Source organism: Microcystis sp. MC19, from assembly GCF_003019735.1.
Classification (GTDB): Bacteria; Cyanobacteriota; Cyanobacteriia; order Cyanobacteriales; family Microcystaceae; genus Microcystis.
The window spans coordinates 2,907,745-2,921,289 of sequence record NZ_CP020664.1 but is presented as its reverse complement, the minus strand read 5'-3'; the positions used below and the strand labels follow the sequence as shown (position 1 = coordinate 2,921,289).

The following is a 13,545-nucleotide window of genomic DNA, read 5'->3' as shown; positions in this document are numbered from 1 at the left end:
CTAGGACTGAAGACTTAATGGCCAGGACGAATCTTGACAGCAAATAAGATTTATCCTGTCCACCGCCCCTATCGTGCCGCCAACAGTCACCGTGATCACTTTAACTCTTTTACACCCCAGTCAAGCCACGTCCCTACAGCATTGGCAATTTGACAATGATCAATCAACCATTCTCATCGGCAGGGCGCTGGATAGTCATGTAGTTCTCTATAGTGCTGTGGTTTCGAGGCGGCACTTAGAAATCCGCCGTAATGATCGCAATGATTGGGAATTGGAAAATTTAGGGGCAAATGGGACGTTTCTCAATGGCAAACTGATCGAGAAAACCGCCGTCGTCGATGGTATGGTGGTTCGTTTAGCCGCCTCCGGCCCGCAAATTCAAATTCGTCTCATCGATGAGGACGAACAACCCAAATTAATCCTCAAACCCCTAGAGGCTAGTTTGGCAGGCGACCAAACCCAGCCGGAAAAGGATACTATGGCCAGCTAGAAAATATTAAATTTTTATAAAGTTTTTTCAATTTCCTGGGCAAAATGTAAAAATAGATACAGAATAAGAAATAAAATCTTTTCATTTGTTGTCCCTATATAGGGACGACAAGAGGGATTAAAGTCACTTTAAAGCATTGCAGGGAGTCGGTGATATGACGTTAGTTTATCGAGGAGTTAAGTACGAAAGGGATTCTCTCCCCTTGGAGATGAAGACTGGAGATATCGGGGGTAAATACCGAGGTCAAGACTGGAATCACCATTATCCTCGCCATATGCTCCAATTAGAACCGAAACTGCATCGTCAGTATCGCGGAGTTGCCTACAGTACCCGTCCTCATCTTGCTGGGCAAGTCATCCCGAACACTTGTCCGTTACCCGTTGTCAAACCCCCTATTGTCGTCCAAGAGGAAACTCTTTCTAGCATCCATCTGAACAATATTCGTCGTCGTTTGGAACTTCGTTTACAAATCGCTGAAGACAATGGTGACGAAACCCTGGTTAATCTCTTGAAAAAAGAATCCCAAGACTTAGCCTTAAACTGCTAATCTAGAGGTTTTTTTGCCATTTTCCCCTCGGTTCTGCCGGGGGGAATATTTTTGGGACTAAAAATGCCCAAATCTTCCCCCCGCTCACTCCCAGGACCGGCACTTTTTGATTTTAACCCACATTCCGCACCCTAAGCTGTCACAGAGAGAAATTACGGAGAGAAAAAATCAAAGTGAGCATAAAAATAAACATAAGGAGCGAAAAAAGGCATTTGAGAAACAGTAAAGCACCAAAAATGGCATCAAAACCTATTCTCAATAAGGAGCAATAAGAATTAACACCACCTAGAGGAGTCAACAGATAAATAAAAGAAGAAATCCAAGAGATAAATCATAATTTAGACTAATCAATTAAAGTAAAAAACTAAATTATAGACATAGTAAAGTGGAGCTATAAATCAAAGATATTAGCTCATGTTCACTCATAGAAATTAAATTGATAGAGATAATAATTAGGTGGCTAATTGATAGTAACGTAAACAATCATCTGGTAAAAGACGCAAGATAAAATCTCTGTCCTTATTCCAATTAGAAATATGTTCCTCCTGATTAAGTGTAATCAAATGAATACAATGAAAGCATTGAAAAATCCAGCGTAAAGTAGGGGAATTAGTTGCTTTACCTAATTGATTTTTAATTGTTGATTTAGACTCTTTCAGAGCATTTCTAATTTGACGTTGAGCCAATGTATAAACCAAGAGACATAAACCCATAATCATTCCCATAGACTCTATTCTCTCAGGACTTTTAAGGAAAATACTATCGGCAAAAAATAATGGGTCTTTGAGAAAACCAAACCCCCGTTCACATGATTGTTGAGCTTTATATTCCCTGAGCATAGAATCATCACTAAGTTCCTGTGAATCTAAAACATTCGTAGCAATAATAAAACATCCTGCACTCAGCAATTCTGTATTAATTTTACTTTCATCCTGGCAGACTGTAGCTGATATTTGGTAGGATATTTCATTTAGAGAATCTTTTTTATTAGATTTGGCTGGAGTAACCTTACTTTCGTTAATTTGGTGATATTTGAACTGGGTTGATAATTTTGATAATGCCTTGATAGCATCTGCTTCACAAGCAAATCTCTCTTGTGATAACTTTTTCAAATCAAGAACCGCTTTTGATTCGGCTTTGGTAATTTTTTGGGTTAGTTTACGCAGGTCTGATTCTCTTCTTTCTTGACTTTGTACTACTAACCATCTTTGTTCTATTCCTGCATAATTTTCGGTTTTTGATACTAATTTATATCCTGGTATTGTACTATCAATAAATTCTGATTCTGGTATTGTTGATATTAATGATTTTGCTGCTTTTATGCTTAATGGTACTCGACATAACCACTGTAAATCTGACATCATTTTCAGGTTTGATTCTGTATATAAGGCAGAGTCAGCAACCATGAGACTATTAACTTCTAATTGTTTGTGATATTCTACTGCTATTTGACCAAAACATGATGAGTCTGCTTGGTTTCCTGATGCTAGTTTCAAAAATATTGGGATGTCTCCATCTCCTGAACATATCATTTCTATGATGAACTGTTTTAAGTCCGGCCGATGGTCACGAGAATAACCATAAGTGATGGTTATTTCTTTTGGTGATTTTACTGCTATTTCTTCTAATTCTTGGTTATTTCCTATTTTTTGATTCTCAAATATTACTTCTGGTAAGCTAGTGTTATACTGCCCATGTACGTGGATTGATGATGAGTCTAGATGTGATGTTGATAGTGATACTCCAAATTTTTGGGCGGCTTTTACTGCGATGATGAAAAATATTGTATCTAATCCTTTTATAAATAGTTTATCCATGACTCTCCCCAATTTATCGTCGTTGAGATATTCTGGTTTTACTCCTGTTCCTATTAGATGTTCACAGGCGATTGTTTCAAAATATTCGGGAAACATATATAAGGGTTTGGAAACAAATCCTAACCCGTTGATTATCATGGCTTTTACTACTTGACCTGCATTTACTTTTTCGTCTTTTTCGACTCCTATCAATTCGTTTATTATTTCTACTATTCCGATTGAGTCTATTATTCCTGCCACTATCCCTAGATGGTCTATGTTCTGAATTTCTATTTCTTGGGGTTTTAATTTCACAACAGATTCCTCCACTACTTCTAAGTACCTAAGCAAAATTAATTACACATATCTAACCCCGCTCTTGCCTCTTGCCTATCTTCACTAGGAAATTAATTTTGCACGACTACTTATTGTAATCAATTATTTCTTGTTTTCTGAACAATTATTTTTTTCTCTTGAATTTTCTCTTTCTCGCTCCATACCCCTTTTAATGCTATATATTCTCATTAACCCTTTTAACCTTTGAATTAATTTTAGTTATTATGTACTACTTTAATGGCTTTTTTGATCTGTGACAGTTGAGGGTGCGGAATGTGGGTTTTAAAAAAGCCTCAAGATATTATCCAACAAGATTTTTAGATTTTTTCAGCCAACCCCAATTAGATTTGCGTAAAATTTACGCAAAAAATCTTTTTTTTCCTTGTCCAAAGTCCAAAAATGTTAAGAATTGTGTGCGATTGCCCTGTAGTCCATCCCGAAACAAGCTATAGTCGTGGAAAGGTCAAATTTGAAAAATTTGGCTTTAAACCCTATCTGCGTAAGAACTTCAGGAGTTTGCGTCCAGTAGTCTGTTAGTATTACATAACTTTAACTCAGGCTCTGTAAGACTTTTAGTTATAGCTAGTACAGATATATATAGAAGTCCAGTCATCGAAAATTTTGGGTCTGAAACCCCGTCGTTCTACGACGGCTTTACTGTTAAATATGAGCATCGTTTACGAAATATATGCTAAAATGTGAGGTATGGAAAAAGCCTATTCGTTTCGATTTTACCCCACACCCGAACAAGAGTCGCTATTGCGGCGCACTTTGGGCTGTGTAAGATTAGTTTACAATAAAGCTCTCCATCTCAGAACACAAGCTTGGTATGAAAGACAAGAAAGAGTAGGCTACGCTCAAACTTTTTCAATGCTAACCGATTGGAAAAAGCAAGAAGAATTAAACTTTCTCAATGAAGTAAGCTGTGTACCTTTACAACAAGGGTTAAGACATCTACAAACAGCTTTCACTAATTTCTTTGCTGGTTGTACTAAGTATCCCAACTTTAAGAAAAAACATCAGGGAGGAAGTGCCGAATTTACCAAATCTGCTTTTAAGTTCAAAGACAGACAAATCTATTTAGCTAAATGCACAGAACCTTTACCTATTCGATGGTCAAGACAAATCCCAGAAAGCTGTGAACCAAGCACAGTAACAGTCAGATTGCATCCATCAGGACGCTGGCATATCTCAATTAGATTTGATGACCCAACAATTAAGCCTTTACCAGTAACAGATAAAGCCATTGGAATTGACTTAGGAATTAGTAGCCTCGTGATTACCAGCAATGGCGATAAAGTATCTAATCCTAAGCATTTTAACAAGCATTATCGGAGACTGCGAAAAGCACAAAAAAATCTTTCTAGAAAACAGAAAGGGTCAAAAAATCGGGAAAAAGCAAGAATCAAAGTAGCCAAGATTCACGCTCAAATCACCGATAGCAGAAAAGACCATTTACATAAGCTAACCACTCAATTAGTTCGTGAAAACCAAACGATTGTGGTTGAGAATTTAGCCGTCAAGAATCTGGTCAAAAACCCGAAATTATCTCAGGCAATATCTGATGTAAGCTGCCCCCCCTTGCCCCCCCGACGTCGGGGGGGTTGGGGGGGGCGACAATTAGCCTATAAATGCCGTTGGTATGGCAGAAATTACATCGAAATAGATAGATGGTTTCCCAGTTCTAAACGGTGCAGTAATTGTGGGTATATTGTGAAAGAGCTGCCGTTAAATGTTCGAGAGTGGGACTGTCCGAACTGTGGGACACACCATGACCGAGATATTAACGCCAGTAAAAATATTTTGGCCGCAGGGCTTGCGGTGTCAGTCTGTGCTAAAGGTCAAAATCTAACAACAAATAATCCTCAATATGTAGTGGCGATTGCAGCGACAAATCCTCAGTCTGTATTTGACTGGTTACAGGAGGATGTTAATACCCACAATATGGTTCTCTGGTCTAGCACAAACCCAGAACAAGGTCATATTTCTGAGGGAACAAATACGGGATAAAAATTTTGCAAGGAATGAAAAATTCAAGCAATTTATCCCTCTTATAATTCCTGACTCAGGAAATACAAAAACAGCCCAAACAACCAAGATCACCATCGGAAAATCTGAACTGGAAAATAAACACCATGAAATTAGAAGACATCATTCAACAAAACCTCGTTAAACCCATTGATTCCTTAGCAGGAGACTCCGAACTTTGCCGAGAAGTTCAGACCCGTTTGCAAGTTCTCGGATTGCTTCCTGCTAATGGTGTTGATGGCATTTATGGACCCCAAACAAAACAAGCCTTTGAGCAATTCAAACAAAAAATCAAAGAAGGCGAATTGGATACCTTGGGAGCATCTTCGGCGAAATTTTTACTAGAACTTAAAGAATTACCAGGGGGTAATAATTTAATCTCCAAAGCTCAAGCCGAATCTATCTACAGTAATGTCATTAGCGATGGACAATTAGCAGACCTCAATTCTTGCTTAAATCGCTTTGACATTAACACTCACCCCCGAATGTGTCATTTCTTAAGCCAAACTGCCCATGAAAGTGGAGGCTTGAAATGGATGAAAGAACTCGGTAGCGGTGAGGAGTATAACGGACGGAAAGACCTAGGAAATATTTATCCAGGAGATGGTCCCAAATATAAGGGAGCAGGCGTTATTCAACTAACGGGACGCAGTAACTATCAAGCTTTTGCGAATTATATTCATGATCCGAAAGTGATGGATGGAGTTGACTATGTTAGTACCACCTATCCTTTTACCAGTGGCGGTTTTTGGTGGCATAACAATAACATGAATGCTCTTTGTGATCGCGGTGCAACGGTGGAAGAAATCACCCGACGAGTCAATGGTGGTCTTAACGGACTAGCTGATCGTCAGGCTTACTACGAAAAAGCGATCAAAGTTTTTCCTGTTTAGCAATGCTTGTCCTACATTTTCCGCCAATAGCTGTTCTGGTGCTAATTTTTACACCTCTAATGATGGGGTAAATTGGGGTCAACTTAATCAAGTTAAAAAGAGCGGTCATCCCTTTTTTGTGAAATTTGTGTTGTGACAATTACCTAGATTTGTCTAAGATACGACAAATCAATTCACAATTGGAGAAAATTTCAATGCCTACTTACGATCAACAACAAACGCTTTTCTGTCTTTCCATGTTCGCTAACATCAGTAATAGCGAGAAAGTTATTACAGATTTAGCCAATCCTACGGTTCAAGCAAAAATTGGTCAATGGACAATTCTTTGGGGTCCTGTTATTTATTATCATGATCCTAAAAATCAGAACTGGGATAATATTATGTATGTGGCGAAGGGAGAAAATGCCGAAACCAATAACCCTCAATATGTAGTTGCGATCGCTGCTACGAATCCGAAATCAGTTTTTGACTGGTTACAGGAGGATGCTGCTACCCATAACATGGTTTCCTGGTCAACGCAATTCCCCGAACGCGGAAAAATTTCGGAAGGAACAAATACCGGAATTACTATTCTGCAAAACCTGAAAGATACCTCTAACCGCTCTCTGTTAGAATTTTTGACCCAGGAAATTCCCAGCCAATCCGACCAACCGCTCGAAATCATTACCACCGGCCATAGTTTAGGTGGTGCATTATCTCCAGTAATGGCATTATGGCTGTACGAAAATCAAGCAACCTGGAACCCTACCGGTAAACAAATCACCGTCAATACCCAATTTTCTGCGGGAGCAACCCCAGGGGATCAAACCTTTTCTGATTACTACGGAAATACGGAGCCAGGTCTCAATCAAAGCAGCCGCCTCTGGAATAGTTTGGATATTGTTCCCCATGCTTGGAATATTCAGCAATTAAAGCAGATTCCCACCCTGTATGAATCTTGTAATATTCCTAAATCTTCGAGAATTGCACTATTAGTTAATAGTCAAATTCAGAAAGTGAAAAACTGTAATTATCTCGCCTTAAATCCCAGCACTTTTGCCATGAAGGGTGAATGTGGCGTTTTTTCTCAACCGCAAACAACTCCCCTGAAGCAATTTCTGCAAGAAGCCTATTTTCAGCACATTCAAGCTTATTTCAATCTTCTGGAAATTGACTGGCCGCTGACGGAAAATGTGGCTGATTCTCTCACGCTAACAGAGCAAGATTTAGATGATATTGCCACTAAGTTAAGCTAATTATTCTATCGCTAAACAGTCGGCAGTGGGAATCGGCACGACTGTAAATGGGGAGGAACAGAAAGGGAAAATAATTAAATTATTTACTTCTCTGACCTCTCAAGTAATTATCTTTAACTGTAACTCAATTAACGACTTTAAAAAGTCAACAATACTCATCTTCATCAAGGAGAAAATTATTATGGGTGCTGGATTTCACATACAAATTGTCAACGCTACGCCATATAACATCAATCAAGTAAAATCCCACAGTTACCAGATGGAGTGGGAGCCATCTTCTCAGATTAGTCCTAATTCCTTTACTCAATTTTATGCTGAGTTTAAAGAAACAGTAGGTCATGACAGTATAGATGATGCGGGTGATGCTAACTACACCCTTGAGGGGGTAAGTAACTTTAACTTTACAATCAGTGCTAAAAAAAGTGGAGTTCACGGACTATCAACGCCTGTCCCCTCAGAAGCAGGTTATGGGGTTTTAGTTGAATGGCAAAATATTCCTAATGGTCTTTTTGTTTATCCTACTCCAGATACTACTAATACATCTGCTGTAGGATGGATACATGATGGGGTAGTAACGATCGCCCTTGGTTATTTCCCTGGTAATACCCAAAGCCAAATTAGTCCTTATCCAACCCCTAATTATGGCAGTGGCGGATTAGCAGATGATCAAAGTGTGTTACGTCCTTCCGTATTACACTGGGCTAATAATTGGATGGAATTATTTGCCCCTTGTATTCAAAACCTTTGTCTCAATGAGTTAACCCTGCCAGGCACTCACGATGCCTCAACTTATTGCGCTGGTAGTATTAGCCAATCATGGGTACAAACTCAATACCAAAACATCAATCAGCAACTTAGTCAAGGTATTCGCGCCCTTGATCTCAGGTTAATGCTTAGTAGTGGCTCAGGGGATAATCAATTTGTTATGTGTCACGGGAGTTTTGCTCTCCCCCTGACTTTAGTAGATTTTCTCAATCAAGTAACGCAATTTTTAGCTGATAATCCCCAAGAATTTGTTATTCTTGACTTACATGATTTTGAGGGAAATTGGACAAGCCAAACCTATCAAGATTTATCTAATCTGATTATCAACACTATTGGACAGGATAAATTAATTCCGCCCTCTGGTATTTCTCAACCCTTAAAAGACCTTTGGCAAACTACTGGCCGAGTTGTAGTTGGTTCTCTCGAATTTCCTGATAGTATGTCTGATTGGTTAGCACAAAATACACCCTTTTGGAGCAGTTCTATTAAACAATATTGGTGTGGTACAAGTGTAACTCTTTGGTCAGACGTGCAGAGTTATTTACAACAACAAATTGACGCTATCAACCAACCTAATAATTTTCTCTGGTCATTAATGGCTCAGTATAATTATGAAGGTGCTTATGGAGTACCAGCTAATGTGCCTAAAGAACTCTCTAGCTTTTTTGCTGGTTTAAATGGCATCAAATCTAACATTATTGCCACTGATTGGTGGAATCGCGTCAATACCAGTACAGGTCAACTAGAAACCACTGTCAATAATTTTTCTGCTCTCATTAATGGAGTCCCTTTAAACATTTTAAAAGGGTATCGACGGGCAAATAACTTACCCCTATGGTAACTGCCATTAGATAGGCGATCGCCCCTAATTGAGCCTAGTTATCCTAAATCTCTGATACAGTCGGCAGTGGGAATCGGCACGACTCTAAATGGGGAGGGAAAGAAAGGGAAAATAATTAAATTATTTACTTCTGACCTCTTAAGTAATTCCCTTTAATTTCAACTCAAAAGGAGATAATCATGTCTTTTCCCTACACTCAATGTCTTTCGGCAATCACTATTCCTGCTGGTGAATATAAGAACTATACTTTTGTCGTCGCTGCTTACCAAAGTGGGATCTCGGTTGGGCAATTTTCACCGAATCCAACCCCACCAAGTTATACTTTAGGGGGAGTGAGTAATCTTGATAATAATGGTGCCAGTACCACTGCTATTGAGTTTCTGCTTGATTACAGCAACACTGACTATTCACCACCTTACTATTTTGTTTACGGATCTGAAGACGAGAATATTTGGCTTAATAGCATTAATCCCGCTACTGGAGGCAGCCACTTCACAAGTAGTAATGTCACGACTCAGATCGCTTCGGAAAAACAACCCGATGCGCCAATTGCCGGACTTTTCTATTATTTCCCCGAAAGCCTTCTTTACGTGGCAGCGTCTAATGGCAACCTCTACTGGTATTCAGTCACTTGGTCTAACGGCGTGCCGAGCTTGTCTTATGTGGGTTCAAACACATCTTATAGCCAGACGGATGGAGCGTCCGTATCTCTGACCTTTTTCCCTGCGGGGACGCTAACTAATTACGATTGTCTGTTACTCGGCGGGTGTGCGGCCACGGGGGTTATTTTCAATGCCAAAAACCCATCTTCAACTCCTACCCTTTACGGGTATGACGGTGGATGTAATGCAACTGACGTTTGTAAGGGACCAAAAGGCATTTACTGGGCAACCCCGGCTGGCGGTTTACACTATCAGCCCTATAGTGGGTTCAATGCCTCGTTAAGTCCTATTTGGACAGTACCCAGTGGACAGGTCATTTTATCTTTGGCCTATTCACCCAACGCCGGTAATGCAGATCCGGGAAATTATCCAGAGGGAGCAATCTTTATTGCCACGGCCCCGTCCAACCCCTCTAATTCCTCTATGGGCAGTATCTGGGTTGTTGATGTCAAGAGTAATACGGCGGGCAATGCCGCCCAACAGGATGCAACCATCTCAGGGAGCCCCTGGGGCATCATTGCCGATGCCAATCTGACTTATATGTGTGCAACTGGTTCATGTGGTGTTTTCCTAAGTACCTTGGCAGCTTATAATCCAGAATCAAATATTCCTGAGAATGGAATGTTAGTACCAAATAAGGGGACTAGCGGTGTTGGGCATACCTGGATCAGTGATCTTGTTTCCGCCGCCGCGTTGGTTTTTGGCGTGGTGACAGAGGATCCCGTTGCTGTCGGTTGGGCAGTTGCAGGTATTGATGCTGGGGCAATCGATGCCCAAACGGGTTATTAAGCGAATAGGACGCTATAGTACCAGTTGGTTGGTGTGAGAAAAAAAAACAAACTTTCCTCAACCAACCTAACAATCTCTTGAATCAACAAAACTTAATCAAATATTCAAGGAGGTCATCAATTTATGGTTTTATACCGATGCAAAGAAAGCTATACCATCACCGTCAAAGATGAGGATGGATCTTTTTTATGGAATTTTAATAACTTTCCCTGCGATTTTGTCGGAGACAGACGGGGTGAAGCCGATATGGGAGCTATTCCTTTTGAGTTTAAACCCTACAATATACCTCTAGTGGTTGCCAATGCTAGATTATTTTCTGTCTTTGGTTTTGATGATCCCTCTTGGTTGGGAAGTCCTTTAGATATTCATCTCTGCTTTGCCGCTGATAATGGGATGCAGTCGATTACTTTAATACCGAATAAAGCGGCGGATTTTGAAGTGATTGAAGACAGCGAACGTTGTAACATCCTTCGTCATGTCTATGATAGTCGTTCCTATTTTGAAATTTTGTTAGGGAGTACACAAGAAAACGCGGATACGGATACCATTTGGCTACATACTATGAATGTCTATCAAGACTAACCATTAAAGCGGATTCGCTAACTATCAACTTGAATTGGCTTATTCATCCAGTGGAAGTCGAGATATTAAGCGATCGCCTAGCTCAAGACTAATAAAAACGCTGAAAAAATTAACAACAGGAGAAACAACGATGACTGGTACTAATTCCACTAGCCCAAATTATGTAATCGTAACCGATCAATATTGGGATGGTTTGGCTGATAATCCCCTTGGTGCCACGGAAATTCGCGTCGAAAATGGGAATATCACTGCGATCGCTACAACAGTTGATCACAGCAACGCTCAAATTATTGAACTAAAAGGACACACCGTTACCCCTGGTTTCATTGATTGTCATGTTCATATTACCTTCTGTGAAGGGGATCCTACAATTCCAGAAAATCCTTATATGGTGACAGTGCCATTAATGACCCTTTATAGCTTAAATCCCCTGAAAATACTGTTAATGAACGGTTTTACTACTGTAAGGGAAGTGGGCTGTCCCGATCCAGAATTTATTACCGTCGATCTCAAAAAAGCGATCGCCAAGGGCTGGATTATTGGACCAGATCTATTGGTAGCACCTCACCTGATTTCAGCCCAAGGAGGACATGGTGATTTTACCTCTTTAGTTGCTTTTCAGTTCAGACCAGAAAAATTTGAAGTAGCAGACGGAACAGCAGAAATTATCCGCATAGTACGGGAAGAAATTCGCTCAGGAGCAGATTGGATTAAATTCTGTGCCACAGGGGGTTTTAGCTCTCCTACGGATGATCCGAGTCAAACCACCTATTCCCAAGAGGAGATGAATATTCTGGTTAGTACCGCCAAAGATTTCGGTATTTCTGCTTGTCCTCACGCTTATGGAGGGGAAGGGGTTCAACGTGCTGTTAATGCGGGGGTACGTTCCATTGAACATGGTAATCTTGCCAGTTCCGAGACTTTGCAATTGATGGAGCAGAAGGGAGTTTATCTGGTACCAACTCAATACACTGTTTTAGAAAAAGCTCGCAATGCCAATAATCCTGAATATTGGCAAAATCGTTCTCCTTGGCAACACGCTAAATATCAAAAATATGCCTCTCAACTGATTGCTTGTGCTGATAATTTAGCTAAAAGTAACGTTAAGATTGCTTTTGGTACTGATGCGGGAACTTTTCCTCATATAGATAACTGGAAAGAGTTTCCAGCGATGGTTCAAAATGGGATTACTCCTTTACGCGCTTTAAAAGCAGCAACTACTGTAGCAGCTGAATTATTAATGCAGCCGAATATTGGTGCGTTAGCGGTGGGGAAATTTGCTGATATTATCGCTATGCCGGGTAATCCTTTTGAGGATATTAATGTTACTGGTAAAGTTGATTTTGTGATGAAACGGGGAGTCATCTATAAACAACCATCGGGAGGACAAGTATAATGGTTTTGTCATCAAATCTCTGGAAGACACCAGTAACACTGCTGACGGGTTTTTTAGGTGCGGGTAAAACTACTTTACTTAACTCCATTCTTAAGGGTAAAAGTGATCGCCGTTTCGGCATACTGGTCAATGATTTTGGTAGTCTTAATATTGATCAGATGTTAATTAAAAATAGAGACGATGATCTAATCACTCTTGAGGGAGGTTGTGTTTGTTGTAGTTTACAAAATAATCTGGTTAATTCCCTTCCCAAAATCCTATCTCTCCGTCCAGATCAGATCTTAATTGAAGCCAGTGGAATTGCTAACCCTTATACCCTGTTACAAACCCTAAAGCGTCCAGTTTTAAGTAGAATAATTCGCTTGGAAAGCATTATTACCCTAGTTGATGCGACCTATCTACCCCAAATTTGTGAACCATCTGGAAAAATTAACTATCAAGATTTGCTAATTGATCAAATTTCGGCTGCTGATATTGTGGTTCTCAATAAAATTGATTTGATTGATGAAAAAGCACAAATTAATGCTAGTCAAATTATCCAAAAAATAGCACCTTGGGTGCGTTTGTTAAAAGGGAGTTATGGGGATGTTTCCCTAGATTTATTATTAGGATTTAGGGACTCATTTCCCGTTCGTTCTGTATCTAGTCAATTAAAATCTAATCACTCTGATAACTTTCATACTTGGAGTTATGAAAGTGTTCGCCCTTTTCAGTTATTAACCCTGGGAAAAATATTAGGGAAATTACCCGTAACTGTATGGCGAGCCAAGGGTATTTTATCTACTGTTGAACATCCCAATAGAGGAGTAATTTTGCAACAAGTGGGGCCGAGAATTACCTTAGAAATAGGCGAAGAATGGGGTAATAATCCACCCTTTACCCAATTGGTATTAATTAGCACGGAGGCAATGAATACAAAAATATTACAGCAGCAATTAGATAGCTGTTTAAGAGTAGAGGATTTTGAGGTAAATTCAAAAACTCAAACCAAAGATAATTTTATTTTAAGTAACGAAATGTAACAAATATATCACAATTATCCAGGGTGAAACGTTTTATCAAAAAACTGGGTTTAAAACCTCCTCCTTCTAGGGGGACTTTATGTTAGAATTTTAGTAATCTAGAAAACCCGCCCTATCATAGAGAAAATCCGGCAACGGATTGACCCTGAGCGTAGCCGAAGGG

General features: G+C 39.8%; 10 protein-coding genes and 1 pseudogene. 10 read left to right on the top strand and 1 reads right to left on the bottom strand.

Translation table 11 applies throughout. From position 1 onward, the window contains the following. Positions 1-91: 91 nt before the first annotated feature. Positions 92-490 carry an FHA domain-containing protein gene (locus B5D77_RS14830; protein ID WP_039900640.1) on the top strand — a complete coding sequence of 133 codons (399 nt, stop codon included), beginning with the start codon at positions 92-94 and terminating at the stop codon, positions 488-490. A 154-nt stretch (positions 491-644) separates the two neighbouring features. Beyond that, positions 645-1,037, top strand: a complete 393-nt coding sequence (locus B5D77_RS14825) for a DUF4278 domain-containing protein (protein ID WP_008206762.1) — start codon at positions 645-647, stop codon at positions 1,035-1,037. Positions 1,038-1,489: 452 nt separating this feature from the next. Here B5D77_RS14825 and B5D77_RS14815 read toward each other — a convergent pair whose 3' ends face one another. Next, positions 1,490-3,148, bottom strand: coding sequence for an IS1634 family transposase (locus tag B5D77_RS14815; protein ID WP_104395285.1), 1,659 nt, complete (start codon positions 3,146-3,148; stop codon positions 1,490-1,492). 726 nt (positions 3,149-3,874) lie between these two features. Here B5D77_RS14815 and B5D77_RS14810 point away from each other — a divergent pair. The 8 genes and pseudogenes from B5D77_RS14810 to B5D77_RS14775 form a co-directional block, all read left to right on the top strand. After that, a pseudogene (locus B5D77_RS14810) lies at positions 3,875-5,002 on the top strand (RNA-guided endonuclease InsQ/TnpB family protein); the annotation flags it as partial. A 302-nt stretch (positions 5,003-5,304) separates the two neighbouring features. Further along, positions 5,305-6,090: a hypothetical protein gene (locus B5D77_RS14805; protein WP_002799158.1), complete on the top strand. Its 786-nt coding sequence runs from the start codon at positions 5,305-5,307 to the stop codon at positions 6,088-6,090. Between the two features lie 194 nt (positions 6,091-6,284). Beyond that, on the top strand, positions 6,285-7,325 hold the full coding sequence (locus tag B5D77_RS14800) for a lipase (RefSeq protein WP_106909109.1): 1,041 nt from the start codon (positions 6,285-6,287) through the stop codon (positions 7,323-7,325). A 181-nt stretch (positions 7,326-7,506) separates the two neighbouring features. Continuing rightward, positions 7,507-8,931 (top strand): phosphatidylinositol-specific phospholipase C domain-containing protein, encoded by a 1,425-nt coding sequence (locus B5D77_RS14795; protein WP_106909108.1) that lies wholly within the window; start codon positions 7,507-7,509, stop codon positions 8,929-8,931. 179 nt (positions 8,932-9,110) lie between these two features. After that, on the top strand, positions 9,111-10,382 hold the full coding sequence (locus B5D77_RS14790) for a hypothetical protein (protein ID WP_106909107.1): 1,272 nt from the start codon (positions 9,111-9,113) through the stop codon (positions 10,380-10,382). A 123-nt stretch (positions 10,383-10,505) separates the two neighbouring features. After that, a complete protein-coding gene (locus B5D77_RS14785; RefSeq protein ID WP_002799153.1) occupies positions 10,506-10,964 on the top strand; it encodes a hypothetical protein in 459 nt (152 codons plus the stop codon). A 130-nt stretch (positions 10,965-11,094) separates the two neighbouring features. Next, a complete protein-coding gene (locus tag B5D77_RS14780; protein ID WP_106909106.1) occupies positions 11,095-12,360 on the top strand; it encodes an amidohydrolase family protein in 1,266 nt (421 codons plus the stop codon). After that, a complete protein-coding gene (locus B5D77_RS14775; RefSeq protein ID WP_002795432.1) occupies positions 12,360-13,382 on the top strand; it encodes a GTP-binding protein in 1,023 nt (340 codons plus the stop codon). Before B5D77_RS14780 ends, B5D77_RS14775 begins: the two co-directional genes overlap by 1 nt. The last annotated feature ends 163 nt before the right edge of the window (positions 13,383-13,545 follow it).